This is a genomic window from Rhodopila sp. (assembly GCF_965277165.1).
In the GTDB taxonomy this organism is placed as follows: Bacteria; Pseudomonadota; Alphaproteobacteria; order Acetobacterales; family Acetobacteraceae; genus Rhodopila.
Map to the genome: position 1 here is coordinate 2,362,417 of NZ_CBDICE010000006.1, position 13,059 is coordinate 2,375,475.

Here is a 13,059-nt window from a genome sequence, read left to right on the forward strand (position 1 = left end):
ATCACATCGCCGATCGGCATCCGCCCGTTCACCTGGCCGGTAAGTCCTCCACCGCCGGCAGGTCGTAGAACCGTTGCGCCGAACGATGAAACAGCGCGGCCTTCTCGTCCGCTGAACAACCCGCGGCGACGCGCTTGAACGCGTTCCACAGCACGGCGTAGCTGCACATCCCCTTGTCGACCGGAAAATTACTCTCGAACATGCAGCGATCGGCCCCGAAGGCCGTAATAACAGTATCGAAATAAGGCCGCCAGGCCGCCGTCATCTCGCCCGAGGACGCCGGCAGCGGTTCATGGTGATAACCAAACCCATTCACGTTCATCGCCAGGCCGCCCAGCTTCACGTAAAGATTGGGGAAGCTCGCCAGTTCCGTGATGTAGGCACGCCACTGCGCGAATACCTCGGCGCGCTGACCCTGGTACGGCCCCACCCCCAGCGGTCCGCCGCAGTGATTGAGCACCACCTTCTGCTCCGGGAACGTACGCAACAGATCGACCAGATCAGATAGTTGCGGATGATACAGCCAGGCCTCGAACGTCAAGCCGAAGCCGTGCAGCCTGGCAAACCCGGCGCGAAAAGCCGGGTCGCGATACAACCCCGACGGCGCCCCCGGCGGCGCGGTCGGAGCAATCGCGGCATCCCACGTTCCGCTGTGCCGAATACCCTTGAAGCGGCCGCCCCCGGCCTCGACATGGCCGGCCAGCACCGCGTCGATCCGCTCGCCCAGCCGGCAATCGGCGTGGCCGACGATCCCGGCGCAGGCACGCAGCGCGCCATAACGGCCGGTTTCGCATTGCTCCGCCGCGGCGGCGACGAATTCGGTCTCCCCGACCGGACGCATCTCTTCAGGCCCCTGGGTGCGGTATTCCGACCCGCATTGGATGAACACCGTGGCCAGAACGTTGTGCCCCCCGCCCGGGCCAGAAGTCAGATCCGCCACCAGGTCGGGCAACAGATAAGGATCGGGCCGCGCCTTCCACAAATGGTGGTGCGGGTCGATGATCGGCTGCGCTGGGTCCAGCACCGCCTCGGTCAGATTGGCCAGCCAGTCCGCACGCACCCGAGGATGATGAAACGGCTCACGTTGCTGCAGCCCGCTCGGCATGGCCCGTCACTCCCGGTGATCCAGCCCGCCATCCAGCCATGCGGCCGCCCGCCTGGCAACACGCAATTCAGCCGCCCCATCCGATCAGGCAGCAACCTTCAACGCCCCAAGCAACGACGCCGTCATCGCTTCCCGCGAAAACCGCTTGCGAGCGAAATCCACCTGCCGCGCACTGGATTTTTCCCACGCCGCGTCATCCCGCAGCAGACCGGCGACGGCGGCGGCGAACAACTGGACATCGTCCTCCACCGCGGCCACCTGAAACAGCCCCGGGAGCCCCTGCGCGCCCACCGGAGTGGTCACCAGCGGCACCCCCGTCCGCAGCGCCTCCACCACTTTCAGCTTCACCCCGGCACCGCAACGCAACGGCACCACGGCGACCCGTGCCCGCTGATACGCCGCCTCCAGCTCGGCATCTGTCACATTGGCGAACCAAGCGATGCCATCCCCGCCCAGCGCGCGCACCCGTTCGGTCGGGTCGGATCCGATAATCGACAAATGCGCTTCCGGAACGTCGGCCCGGATCAGCGGCAGTACCTGCTTCACGAACCACACCGCGGCGTCCTCGTTCGGCGGATGACCAAAGCCGGCGACGAAGATGATTTCGCGGCAGGCCGGCGCGGCCCTGGCCTCGCCGAACCGGTCGAAGCAATACGGCACCACCGAATCGATCTTCGCGTCCGGCTGCAACGCCAGTGCGATCTGCGCCTCTTCTTCCGAAAGATACAGCGAAAGATCCGCCTGCCGCCAAATCGAGAACTCCCGCTGCCGCATATGTTCGGCGAGACGCAGCAGCCGCTCATCGCCAGTTAACTCGGCCTGTTGGCGCATGCGGCGAAAATGCAAATCGTGCCCGTAATAAACCACCGGCGCCCGGCAGTGCCGGCGCAACGATGGCATCACGTCCTCGGCAACATCGGGCCGGCTCACCAGGATCATATCGAACTCGCGCCCGACGCCTCTGATCCAGCTATCGAACGGCGCCTGGTCGGGTCCGTGGAACACCTCGATGCCCAAATCCTGCAGCACCTCGGTATAGGTCGCATTGTAGCTCAGGTTGTGCGGCCAGAACTTCACCAAGTAGCCAGCGTCCAGCAGCACCCGCAGGCATGACATAATGGCCCGCGAACCGGCATCACGGTCCGGCATCGGAACATAATGATCGATCACCAGCACCACCTTGCGATGCATCGCCCGGTCGCGCGCTCGGAAAACGTGATCCCCGGTCCTGCAATGCTCGCGCGCCAGCACATCCGCCCATACATCGACAAAGCGCGACCGGTTGACGACCTGATGCGACTTGATCCCCACCGAGGTGTCGCGCCCGTGCGACACGCCCTCATGGTGAATCACCCGAGCCGCCGGTTGATACAGCGTCTTCAGACCGATGCGCCGCAAGCGGAAGCAAAGATCGGTGTCCTCGTAATACGCCGGAGCGTAGCGTTCATCGAAGCCGCCCAATCCGGCGAACACTTCGCGTCGCACCATAAGCGCCGCCGCGGAACAATAATCCACCTCGCGGACATAATTGTAGGCCGGCCTGCCCGGATCCTCCAGACGGCCGAAATTCCACCCCGACCCATCCTGCCAGATGATCCCGCCGGCTTCCTGCAACCGCCCATCCGGATACAGCAGCTTGGCCCCCACCGCCCCGGTGTCGGGACGCTGACGAAACAGCGATAGCATCGGCTCCAGCCAGCCGGACATCACCTGGGTATCGTTGTTAAGAAGCAACAGATACTCGCCCACAGCCGATGCGGCGGCCAAGTTGCAGCTCCGCAGAAATCCAAGGTTGGTTCCGTTGCGCAACAGCCGAACGCCGCGCACCAGGCCCATAGCCGCAGCACCCGCCCCGTCCCACGCATCGTCCACTACGATCACCTCGATCGCCACCCCTACGGTGTTGGCGGCAATCGAGGCCAGGCAGCGGAGCGTGTGCTCCACCTGCCCATAGGTCGGAATGATCACCGACACCACCGGAGCATCTGAACAGGGAATGTCGAGTGCCCGCGGATCGATGGTCTCGATCACCGCCCCGGCCAGGGCGCCCGGAACCACCCGGCGCAGCCGCCTGGCACGCAGCCAGTAGCCGATATGGGTGCCAAGCTGCAGCGTCGCCGTCCACCACAGCAGCAGCACCGCGCGGCGCAATTGTTTCGCCACGAACGGAGAACGCCCACCAAGCGCCCGAGCCCAGGAAAGTCCACGCCACAGCGCGGCATCGACGAACACCGCAAGACGGATTCGCGCAACGCTTAGCGACTGGCTCAAGCTGAGTGGCCTCCGTCCCGAGAGGCCGAGTCCTACAGTCCAGTCCTTAAGAAACCGTTAAGTGCGACCGATCGCGGAGGCCGACACTACCTCCCGGCGAAGTTCGGCGCCCGCCGCTCGCCCATCGCCTTGGTTCCCTCCTTGAAGTCGGCGGTGGTGCGAAGCCAGTCCTGTTCCTCATACTCGCGCTCCGTTGCCTGCGCCACGGCGTCAGCCAGCCCGCGACGCAGCGTCTCCCGCGTGGAAACGATCGCCAGCGGCGCCGACCCGGCGATCTCGGTCGCCACCTCCAGGGCCTTCGCGCGCACCTGATCCAGCGGCACCAGGGTATCCACCAGTCCGATCCGCAGCGCCTCCTCGCCGGTCAGCCGCCGCCCGGTATAAAGCATCATCGCCGCGTTCTGCATCCCGATCAGCCGAGGCAGCGACGCGGTCAGGCCAAAACCGGGATGGAACCCCAGACGGGTGAAATTGGTGGAAAACCGCGCCTCCGGACAGGCGACGCGGAAGTCCGCCATCACCGCGAGCCCGACGCCGGCGCCGATCGCGGCACCATGCACCGCCGCGACGATCGGCTTGCCGGTGCGCCACAGCCGCTGCGCTTCCTTGTAAAGATGCCGCCCCCGCTTCGTGGCTCGCGCCACACCGTCGGGGCCGCGGCTGCCGAAATCGGCGCCGGCGCAGAAGTGCTTGCCCTCGGCGCACAGCACGATCGCGCGCACGTCGACGGTGCGATCATACACTTCCAGCGCGTCGGCGATCTCCGCCACCATGTCGGTGTCGATGAAGTTGTTCGGACCGCGCCGCACCTCGATCGTGGCGACATTGCCGGCCACCTCGGCGGCGATATGTTCATAGGTGCCGTGCTGCATGATGGTTTCCCTACCCGGATGATCGATGCCGGCAACCTTAGGCCCGATGCCGCCCCACTGGAAACCAGGTCGGGGCCATTGCCCGCGGCGCCGAATCGCGGGACCATCACAACAACACCGTCAGGAGACCACGGATGGCGCGCAATATCGCGGTCGGCGTCGGCATCATGGAATACCCGTTCCAGACCGCGGACGGCTTCTGGCGCTGGGTCGACCTATGCGAGCAAGCCGGCCTGGACTCGATCTGGCAGACCGACCGCATCGTCAGCCGCGCGCCAATCCTGGAGAGCATGACCACACTGGCCGCCATCGCCGGACGCACCAGGCGGATCAAGTTCGGCGTCAACGTGGTCTCGGTCGCGCTCCGCGAACCGGTGCTGCTGGCCAAGCAGTGCGCCACCATCGACGTGCTGTCCAACGGCCGGCTGCTGCCCGGCTTCGGCATCGGCAGCCCGCGCGGCGCGGAATGGACCGCGATGCACGTCGACACCACCACGCGTGGCCGCAAAACCGATGAGGCACTGCAAATCATCAGCCGGCTGTGGACCGGCGAGCCGCTGGATTACGACGGCCGGCACTTCAAGCTGGCCAAGGCCTCGATCGCACCGCTGCCGGTGCAGCCCGATCTGCCGATGTGGATCGGGGGCGCCTCGGAAGCCGCGATCAAGCGCACCGCCCGCATCGGGACCGGCTGGCAGGCCGGCCCGGAAGCGCCCGATGCGGTGGCCCAGGTGATCAGCGGAATCAAGCAGGCACTGCTGGAAACCGGACGCAGCATCGACGAGGATCATTACGGCGCGGCCTTCGCCTTCCGCTTCGGGTCGGCCGACGATCCAGGCGTGGCGAAGGTGATGCAGCAATACCGCGACCGCACCGGCCGCGATCCCCACGACCTGTTCGCCATCGGCGACGCCGAGGTCATCGTGCGCCGTCTCGACGCCTATGTCGCCGCCGGCGCATCGAAATTCATCTTGCGCCCGATCGCCGAAGGCGACGCCGACATGCTGGCACAGACCAGACGACTAGCCGAGGAGGTCCTGCCACAGGTCGCCGCCCGTTGGCCCAAACCGCGCAAAGCCGCCGCTTAGCGCGCGATCGCTTTTGGTGGCATGGCCAAAAGCGTGAATCGCTCGCTAAAACAATGACTCGCGGGACATTATCGGTCAACAAACACGATGATGCCCTAGGCGTTGCCAAACGCAGGCAATCGTTACATTGCCGACGCCAGCGCGTTATCCGGACGCGGAATCCGGTCGGTGTCGATCTGCTGGTAGTTCCAGAAACTATCCAAAGCAATGCGCAGCCGGTTCGGCTTCGGTGGCAGCCGCATGCCATCCGCCGCGCTGACCGGCACATAGGGCGCCAGGATCATGCGCCAGAAATCCGGGGTCAAAACCACATCGTTCAGCGACACATGCCGTTCCGGATCGGGCGTCTCTCCGCGCCACGCCAGGCTGATCGGCAGTGACGCCAGCGTGTGCACCCGCTTGCCGAAATACCCGGCTTCGACCGCCAGGCCAGAATTCACCGTCAGCACGGCGCTGATCTGCGGCAGCGCCATCATCCGATACGCGTTGTCGTCGATCACGCCAATCACATTGGCTGGTGCGCCGGCCACGACCTCCAGCAACGAATGGCTGCGATCCAGCGGATGCGGCTTGAGAACCACCGCCGAATAGCCGGCACAGATGCGGTGAATTTCCGCCGCCCTGGGGAACGCGTCAAAGAACGTTCGATCGACGATCTGGCTGGAATCGAACCGTCGCTGACCGGCAACCAGCAAGGTGTTGTCCGGAATCGCCGCCTCCGATATCAGCCGGCACATCGCTTCGCGCAGCCCGGCCGTGGCGCGGACCTCGCTTTCCTGCATCGCCATCGAAAGCAGGGCTGCCTGCATCTCCAGGGTTGAACCACGCGCCGCAAACAGCAGGTCGTCCATGAACCGGACCGGGCCCAGCCGTAGGTCGACAAAGGGTATCTGATGCTCGCTCAGCAACCGCCTGAGCCAGGGTGGCATTTCGTAGCCGATACAGAAGCAGCGACGCAGTCGGGCCATGATCAACTGCTCCAGAACCGCTGGACCAGGCCCCTCATAGCTCGCGGCCCAGTCAGCATCGGCATCGGCCGGCGAGCGGCGTGAGCGGATCCAATTCTCGACCGCCGGGTCGTCGCTGGTTGTCAGGGCTCGTGTCCGCAGCCCGCTGGCGAGATGGATCGAATGCTTCAGAGCATTGCACAGCCACAGCGTGGGCCGGTCAACGCCGCCCGGACGCCCGTCGCCTTGGGGCCGTAACAGGTCACCGACCACCACGACGTGCTCAATCATGCATCGTTTCCGGAATGATAGCGCTGCGACGAAAAACCTGCGGGCGCCTGCCAAGCTGTTCGCCGACCTTGGAAGCGAAAGGTAAAGGAAGGCTGAAGATCCGTGTAACCAAGGGAATCGAAATGTAACGCTGGCCTCAATCGCCCTGCCGCGCCCGCAGCACATACATCAAGGGCAGCGACGGACGCTCCGGCGGCATGCAATACATCCCGTCGTCCGCGCGTCGCATCACATCCCATTGCCGCAGCACGTCCCGATCGAGTTCGCGCAGGCTTTCAATCCGCAGCCCGACCCGCGCCAGCGCCGTCACCACCTCGCCCAGCGGATGGTTCCATTGCACGGTCGCGGCGCCCGCGGCCGAGGCGTCGGCATAGGTCACCCCGCCCGCCTCGCGATACCCCTCGGACGGCGTGAAATAACCATCGCGAATCTCGACCGCGTTCGGCGCCGAGGCCTCGATCATCCACTTCACCGGATGGAACTCGAACAGATACAACTCGCCGCCCGGCCGCAGCAGATCATGCACCACCCGCGCCCAGCGCTCGATATCAGGCAACCAACACAGCGCCCCGACGCCGGTATAGACGATATCGAACTGAAGATGCCCGACCGCGGCAACCGCGTCATAGACGTCCGCGTCCACGAATCGCGCTTCGATCCCGATCTCACGCGCCAGTTCGCGCGCCGCCCGCACCGCGCGTTCGGAGAAATCCACCCCGGTGACCTCTGCCCCAAGCCGAGCCCAGGATAGACTATCCATACCGAAATGACATTGCAGGTGGATCAGCTGCTTCCCGCTCACATCGCCAAGATCGGCGATCTCACGCCGCTTCAGTGTGGTCCGCCCAGCCTTGAACCCGGCCACGTCGTAAACCAATGAGGCCACGTGCAGCGGCACCTTCTCATCCCACATCGCTCGGTTCAGCTCACGCCACGACGGGTCGTCACTCATGGCAGCCTCACTTCTCGTTCGACCGGTCTCGGTCCGCCCGACCCTGTTCTTCTCCCGGCCAATCCGCTATCGGAAAGCCAAAAGGAGCCCCTGATGACCTACCTCGTCGCCGACGATCTTCCCACCAAACCGGCCGGAGACCGCTTCCGCGCCCTGCTCGAGCATCCTGGTATCCTGCAGTTGCCCGGCGCCCACAACGGCCAGGCCGGTCTGCAGGCGAAACAGGCGGGGTTCGACGGCCTGTATCTCTCCGGCGCGGCGATGACCGCGTCCATGGGCATCCCCGACCTCGGCATGATCACCGTCGAGGAGGTCTGCTTCTTCATCCGCCAGATCGCCCGCGCCACCGCCCTGCCGCTGCTGGTCGACGGCGACACCGGCTACGGCGAAGCGCTCAACGTCATGCACATGGTCCGCAGCTTCGAGGACGCCGGCGCCGCCGCGGTCCATATCGAGGACCAGTTGCTGCCCAAGAAATGCGGCCACCTCAACGACAAGCGGCTGGCCGACCCGCACGACATGGCCGCCAAGATCGCCGCCGCGCGCCGCGCCCGCCGCCACCTCTACATCATCGCCCGCACCGACGCCGCCGCCTCCGAGGGCATCGACGGCTCCGTCGCCCGCGCCAACCTGTTCATCGAGGCCGGCGCCGACGCGATCTTCCCCGAAGCCCTGAAAACCGCCGACATGTTCCGCGAGGTCGCCGCCCGGCTGCCCGGCGTGCCGCTGCTCGCCAACATGACCGAGTTCGGCACCACGCCGTTCTTCACCGCCGAGGAGTTCCAGGCCATGGGCTACAAGATGGTGATCTGGCCGGTCAGCAGCCTGCGTGTCGCCAACAAGGCACAACAGAAACTATATGCCGCGATCCGTCGCGACGGGGGCACCCAGAACATGATCGAGCACATGCAGACCCGCGCCGAACTCTACGCCACCATCGGCTACCACGATTACGAGGCACTCGACGCCTCGATCGTCAAGACCATCATCCCCCAGGCGATGCCGCAACGGACTTAGATGACGCCGCTCTACATCGGCAGCGAAATCTACCGCAACTCCAGCTACGGCCCGAAGCACCCGCTCGCCGTCCCTCGCGTTTCTGTCTGCACCGATCTCTGCCGCGCCCTCGGATGGCTGCCCGACAGCGTCTATCGCGACGCGCCGATGCCGTCGGAGGACGAACTCACCCGCTTTCACGACCCCGAATACCTGGCCGCGCTGCGCCAGGCGGAACGCGACCAGGCGGTCAGCGACGAGGTCCGCGCCCGCTTCCGCATCGGCGCCGAGGGCAATCCGGTCTACCGCGAGGTCTACCGCCGCCCGGCAATATCGGCCGGCGGCGTCATGCTGGCCGCCCATCTCACCGCCAACGGCGGCATCGTCCACTGCCCCGGCGGCGGCACCCACCACGGCCGGCCGGCCCGAGCCTCGGGCTTCTGCTTCCTCAACGACCCGGTGCTGGGGTTGCTGACCTGGCTCGACCTCGGGCTGGACAACATCGTCTACCTCGACATCGACGCCCATCACGGCGACGGCGTGCAGGATGCCTTCCACGACGATCCCCGCGTGCTCACCATCAGCCTGCACGAGGCCAACCGCTGGCCCCACACCGGCGACGCCACCGACCGCGCCGGCGGAGAGGCGCGCAACGTTCCGCTACCCGCCGGCTGCAACGACTCCGAGTTCGCCCACGTCATGACCAACGCCGTGCTGCCGTTGATCGACTCCCGCCGCCCGCAGGCGATCATGCTGCAGGCCGGCGCCGACGGGCTGCAGGAAGACCCGCTGGCAAAACTTTCGCTGTCCAACAACGCGCACCGCGCCGTCGTCCAGGCAATCCGCCATCGCGCCCCCCGCCTGCTGGTGCTGGGCGGCGGCGGCTACAATCCGTGGACCGTCGGCCGCTGCTGGGCACTGATCTGGGGCACCTTGAACGACCAACCGATCCCGGATCGCCTGCCACCCGACGCCGAGGCTGGCCTGCGCGCCCTCAGCTTCGAGCGCGCCGCTGGCCGCAACCCGCCGCAACACTGGTTCACCACGCTGCTCGATCAGCCCCGCGACGGCCTGATCCGCGACGAAGTCCGCCGCCTGGCCGAAGCCAACCTCACGGCGTGACCGCAGCGCTACGCCAAATGCCAACGCCGAACCAAACCGTCGTAGCTCCCGTCCGCTCGCATATCACCCAGCACATGGTTGACCGCGGCCAGCAACTGGGCGTTTTTCAGGTTGAAGCCGATGCCCAAGGGCTGCGGATCATCAGGAACCTGACCCAGGATGCGCAGGCCAGGCGTGGTTCGCGCCAGCCATGACGCAACCGGATACACTTTCATCACCGCCCCGATTCGCCCGGCGACAAGATCGCTGATGGCGTCGGCGATGCGGGCGAAGGGATAAACCGCGACTTTGCCGATCCGGCCAGAGCGTTTCATCGCGACGGCCGCATCATAGTCGGTGGTGGCCGCCTGCACGCCGACCGTCGCCATCTTCAGGTCGGCCAGCGTCGCCGTCGCCGGGGTTCTCCGGCCATCGACCACAAGGCTCAATGTCGTGGTCATATAGGGCACCGACCACCCCAGTATTTGCTGCCGTCGGGGCGTGATCGTGATCCCGCCAATCGCGCAATCATACCGGCTCTGCTGCATCTCGTTAAGCAGGAGTTGCCATCGCGTATCGATAAAATTAGCCCGCAGATCTAGCCGAAGCGAAATCTCCCGCATCAGGTCGACCTCGAAGCCAACCCGCTTGTGATTGGAGACAAATTCGAATGGCGGATTGACGAAGTAAGTGCCGATCCGCAGCACCCCCGGCTTCAGTGTCCGCGGCGGCTGATCCGCTCGCGCGGCCGACGCCAGCATCGCCACGCCGGACTGGCCGATAAAGCCGCGGCGCCTGAGCATCACCGCCCCGCCGCTAAAACCCGACCCGATCGCCGCCCTTCAACTTCAATATCGCCCGCGCCTCCGCCGGCGTCGCGATCTCCAGGCTCAGATCCTCCAGAATCCGTCGGATCTTCGCCACCTGCTCGGCATTCGACTTCGCCAACTGCCCCTTGCCGATATACAGGCTGTCCTCCAGTCCTACCCGCACGTTGCCGCCGTTGATCCCGGCCATCGTGGTGAACGCCATCTGGTGCCGCCCAGCCGCCAGCACCGACCAGCAATACGCGTCACCGAACAGCCGATCCGCCGTCTCCTTGGCAAACAGCAGATTGCGCGGCTCCGCACCGATTCCCCCGGTGATGCCGAAGATCGACTGCACGAACAGCGGCGGCTCGACGATGCCGCGATCCAGACAGTACGCCAGGTTATAGAGATGCCCGATATCGTAACATTCGAACTCGAACCGTGTGCCATGCGCCTTGCCCAACCGCTCGACGATCCCCTCTATATCCTTGAACGTGTTGCGGAAGATGAAATTGTCAGTGGCATCCAGGTATGGCTTCTCCCACGGATACTTCCACGCCTTGATGCGATCCCCGGCTCGGGAGATGTTGAAGTTCATGCTGCCCATGTTCAGGCTGCACATCTCCGGCCGAGCCGCCAGCGGCGCCGCCAGGCGTTCTTCCAGGGTCATCGTCAGCCCGCCCCCGGTTGTGATGTTGACCACCGCGTCGGTGCTCTGCTTGATCACCGGCAGGAAGTTCATGAACACCGCCGGATCGGGCGTCGGCGACCCATCCGCGGGATTGCGCGCGTGCAAGTGGATGATTGCCGCGCCAGCCTCCGCCGCCTCGATCGAGGACCTGGCGATCTGCTCCGGCGTGATCGGCAAGTAGTCCGACATGCTGGGGGTGTGGATCGCGCCGGTGACGGCGCAACTGATGATGATCTTGGCCATGGCGTTTCCTCGCGGGCATCGAACCCGACCCAGTGTGCCGGAGCAAGGTTCGCACGACCAGACCCGGTTCCTCGGTCGCTCAGCCACCCGCCAACTCGGGCCAAGGCCACCCGCGCCCCCGCCGACCCGCTCTTGGCGCGGATCACCCAGGCGCGCATACCGCTCCGCCCGACATCATCGCCGGCTGGAGTCGTCGAATGCTGCCACACCGCGGCGCCCGCGGATCGACCGCTGAACCAAGATGTTGACCCCGGCGACCGCGCTGGTGGTCGTCGCCGGGGCGGTCGCCGGCGGTTTCGTCACCGGCCTCGCCGGATTCGGTACCGGCCTGATCGCTCTCGGCTTTTGGCTGCACGTACTCGCCCCGGCCCCCGCCGCCACCCTGGTCGCGGTTTGCTCGGTCGCAGCCCAAGTCCAGACGTTGCCGACAATCTGGCATGCGATCGATCGCCGCCGGGTTCTGCCGATGGTCCTGGCTGGCCTTCTTGGAGTCCCGGTTGGAACCATGTTGCTGTCCAAGCTCGACGTCGATGTCTTCCGGCTCAGCGTCGGCGTCTTCCTGATCGCCTTTTCCGGCTTCATGCTGGTGACATCGGGCCAGCCCCGGCTGATGTCGGGCGGCCGCATGGCCGACAGCGCGGTCGGCTTCGCCGGCGGAATCCTGGGCGGCCTCGCCGGATTATCGGGCCCCCTGCCCACCGTATGGGCGACGCTGCGAGGCTGGACCAAGGACCAGCGACGCAGCGTGTTCCAGGTCTTCAACTTGGCAATCCTTGCCGCCGTCGTCGTCTGGCACGCGCTATCAGGCCTGCTGACGGCCGAGCTTTGCGGGCTCGTCGCCATCGCACTTCCCGGCACCTTCCTTGGCGCCTGGTTCGGCTCCCACACCTACCGGCGCCTGAGCGACAAACGCTTTCATGAATTGGTGCTTGGCCTGCTTGCGGTCTCCGGCTTGACCCTGCTTTGGACAAGTCTCTGAAAGGTTCAGAGGCACCGACCATTGCGATATCTTAACCAAAGAACCGTCTAGCGGTTTGGCCAAAGACCCGGTGTCGCCACCTCCAGCGAATGGCCGTCAGGGTCGCGGAAATACAGGCTGGTGCCCCCATGCGGCCAGCCGAGCCGGCTCTCCACTCCGATCCCCTCGGCGGCCAGGTGGTCCTGCCATGTCGCAAGTTCGCCGTATGGAATGGCGAACGCCAGATGCAGCGCGCCGTGACCATGATGCGGCGGAATGAAACCACCATCAGGCCCCGGCGCGGGTTGGTCGGTGGCGCCATGGCGGAACAGCAGCAACACCTGCTCCCCCGGTACTTCCATGGCGCACATCCGGTCGTCCATCATGAACGCGGTGAAGCCGAAAACCCGTCCGTAGAACGTCTGCGACCGCTCAAGATCCGCCACGTAGAGCGAGGTTTCCAGAATCTGGCTGACTCGCGGCGCTATCCCCTTCATGATGCGATCTCCGGTAGCGTCGGACCGGTGAGCAGGAACGGCAAATCCATTACTTGACCACTATTAACTACCGACTTCCTCGGTGTCCGCCGCTGGAGTGGCACCGTCTTGCTCGGTCTTGCGGCGCAGCGCCGCGGCGTCCTCGCGTTCACGCACCTTGGCCTCTTTCTTGGCCTGCTTGGCGCGGTCGCGTTCAGCGCGCTGCTGGTTGTAATTCGGCTTGAATACCATGATCGCC

General features: G+C 65.5%; 13 protein-coding genes. 4 read left to right on the top strand and 9 right to left on the bottom strand.

The window, feature by feature from the left end:
• Positions 1–28 precede the first annotated feature (28 nt).
• The 3 genes from ACQY4Y_RS23070 to ACQY4Y_RS23080 all read right to left on the bottom strand — a co-directional run bounded on the left by ACQY4Y_RS23070 (position 29) and on the right by ACQY4Y_RS23080 (position 4,248).
• Positions 29–1,105: an amidohydrolase family protein gene (locus ACQY4Y_RS23070; RefSeq protein WP_428492913.1), complete on the bottom strand. Its 1,077-nt coding sequence runs from the start codon at positions 1,103–1,105 to the stop codon at positions 29–31.
• Positions 1,106–1,189: 84 nt separating this feature from the next.
• Positions 1,190–3,376: a glycosyltransferase gene (locus ACQY4Y_RS23075; RefSeq protein WP_428492914.1), complete on the bottom strand. Its 2,187-nt coding sequence runs from the start codon at positions 3,374–3,376 to the stop codon at positions 1,190–1,192.
• Positions 3,377–3,462: 86 nt separating this feature from the next.
• Positions 3,463–4,248 (bottom strand): enoyl-CoA hydratase/isomerase family protein, encoded by a 786-nt coding sequence (locus ACQY4Y_RS23080; RefSeq protein ID WP_428492915.1) that lies wholly within the window; start codon positions 4,246–4,248, stop codon positions 3,463–3,465.
• A 134-nt stretch (positions 4,249–4,382) separates the two neighbouring features.
• Between ACQY4Y_RS23080 and ACQY4Y_RS23085 the strand changes: the two genes are divergently transcribed.
• Positions 4,383–5,336, top strand: a complete 954-nt coding sequence (locus ACQY4Y_RS23085) for an LLM class flavin-dependent oxidoreductase (protein ID WP_428492916.1) — start codon at positions 4,383–4,385, stop codon at positions 5,334–5,336.
• A gap of 122 nt (positions 5,337–5,458) precedes the next feature.
• Here ACQY4Y_RS23085 and ACQY4Y_RS23090 read toward each other — a convergent pair whose 3' ends face one another.
• Entirely contained in the window at positions 5,459–6,574 is a 1,116-nt protein-coding gene (locus ACQY4Y_RS23090; protein ID WP_428492917.1) for a hypothetical protein, read from the bottom strand.
• 136 nt (positions 6,575–6,710) lie between these two features.
• Positions 6,711–7,526, bottom strand: a complete 816-nt coding sequence (locus ACQY4Y_RS23095) for a class I SAM-dependent methyltransferase (protein WP_428492918.1) — start codon at positions 7,524–7,526, stop codon at positions 6,711–6,713.
• Positions 7,527–7,619: 93 nt separating this feature from the next.
• Between ACQY4Y_RS23095 and prpB the strand changes: the two genes are divergently transcribed.
• Together prpB and ACQY4Y_RS23105 are read left to right on the top strand one after the other, a co-directional pair.
• Complete coding sequence (gene prpB / locus ACQY4Y_RS23100; RefSeq protein WP_428492919.1) at positions 7,620–8,543, top strand: methylisocitrate lyase; 924 nt, start codon at positions 7,620–7,622, stop codon at positions 8,541–8,543.
• Entirely contained in the window at positions 8,544–9,644 is a 1,101-nt protein-coding gene (locus ACQY4Y_RS23105; RefSeq protein ID WP_428492920.1) for an acetoin utilization protein AcuC, read from the top strand.
• Positions 9,645–9,652: 8 nt separating this feature from the next.
• Here the strand turns inward: ACQY4Y_RS23105 and ACQY4Y_RS23110 are convergent, their stop codons facing one another.
• Together ACQY4Y_RS23110 and ACQY4Y_RS23115 are read right to left on the bottom strand one after the other, a co-directional pair.
• A complete protein-coding gene (locus ACQY4Y_RS23110) occupies positions 9,653–10,426 on the bottom strand; it encodes an ABC transporter substrate-binding protein (protein WP_428492921.1) in 774 nt (257 codons plus the stop codon).
• A gap of 13 nt (positions 10,427–10,439) precedes the next feature.
• Positions 10,440–11,366, bottom strand: a complete 927-nt coding sequence (locus tag ACQY4Y_RS23115) for a 3-keto-5-aminohexanoate cleavage protein (protein WP_428492922.1) — start codon at positions 11,364–11,366, stop codon at positions 10,440–10,442.
• A 241-nt stretch (positions 11,367–11,607) separates the two neighbouring features.
• On the opposite strand from ACQY4Y_RS23115, the gene ACQY4Y_RS23120 reads away from it, so the two are divergent.
• Positions 11,608–12,345: a sulfite exporter TauE/SafE family protein gene (locus ACQY4Y_RS23120; protein WP_428492923.1), complete on the top strand. Its 738-nt coding sequence runs from the start codon at positions 11,608–11,610 to the stop codon at positions 12,343–12,345.
• Between the two features lie 47 nt (positions 12,346–12,392).
• Here the strand turns inward: ACQY4Y_RS23120 and ACQY4Y_RS23125 are convergent, their stop codons facing one another.
• Together ACQY4Y_RS23125 and ACQY4Y_RS23130 are read right to left on the bottom strand one after the other, a co-directional pair.
• On the bottom strand, positions 12,393–12,821 hold the full coding sequence (locus ACQY4Y_RS23125; RefSeq protein WP_428492924.1) for a VOC family protein: 429 nt from the start codon (positions 12,819–12,821) through the stop codon (positions 12,393–12,395).
• Positions 12,822–12,884: 63 nt separating this feature from the next.
• Complete coding sequence (locus tag ACQY4Y_RS23130) at positions 12,885–13,052, bottom strand: hypothetical protein (RefSeq protein ID WP_428492925.1); 168 nt, start codon at positions 13,050–13,052, stop codon at positions 12,885–12,887.
• Positions 13,053–13,059 lie beyond the last annotated feature (7 nt).

Excerpts from the sequence above, each read along its gene's own strand:
- ACQY4Y_RS23125 (WP_428492924.1), bottom strand. The coding sequence starts at position 12,821 with ATGAAGGGGATAGCGCCGCGAGTCAGCCAGATTCTGGAAACCTCGCTC.
- ACQY4Y_RS23120 (WP_428492923.1), top strand. The coding sequence starts at position 11,608 with ATGTTGACCCCGGCGACCGCGCTGGTGGTCGTCGCCGGGGCGGTCGCC.
- prpB (WP_428492919.1), top strand. The coding sequence starts at position 7,620 with ATGACCTACCTCGTCGCCGACGATCTTCCCACCAAACCGGCCGGAGAC.
- ACQY4Y_RS23095 (WP_428492918.1), bottom strand. The coding sequence starts at position 7,526 with ATGAGTGACGACCCGTCGTGGCGTGAGCTGAACCGAGCGATGTGGGAT.
- ACQY4Y_RS23070 (WP_428492913.1), bottom strand. The coding sequence starts at position 1,105 with ATGCCGAGCGGGCTGCAGCAACGTGAGCCGTTTCATCATCCTCGGGTG.
- ACQY4Y_RS23110 (WP_428492921.1), bottom strand. The coding sequence starts at position 10,426 with ATGCTCAGGCGCCGCGGCTTTATCGGCCAGTCCGGCGTGGCGATGCTG.
- ACQY4Y_RS23105 (WP_428492920.1), top strand. The coding sequence starts at position 8,544 with ATGACGCCGCTCTACATCGGCAGCGAAATCTACCGCAACTCCAGCTAC.
- ACQY4Y_RS23115 (WP_428492922.1), bottom strand. The coding sequence starts at position 11,366 with ATGGCCAAGATCATCATCAGTTGCGCCGTCACCGGCGCGATCCACACC.
- ACQY4Y_RS23130 (WP_428492925.1), bottom strand. The coding sequence starts at position 13,052 with ATGGTATTCAAGCCGAATTACAACCAGCAGCGCGCTGAACGCGACCGC.
- ACQY4Y_RS23080 (WP_428492915.1), bottom strand. The coding sequence starts at position 4,248 with ATGCAGCACGGCACCTATGAACATATCGCCGCCGAGGTGGCCGGCAAT.
- ACQY4Y_RS23090 (WP_428492917.1), bottom strand. The coding sequence starts at position 6,574 with ATGATTGAGCACGTCGTGGTGGTCGGTGACCTGTTACGGCCCCAAGGC.
- ACQY4Y_RS23085 (WP_428492916.1), top strand. The coding sequence starts at position 4,383 with ATGGCGCGCAATATCGCGGTCGGCGTCGGCATCATGGAATACCCGTTC.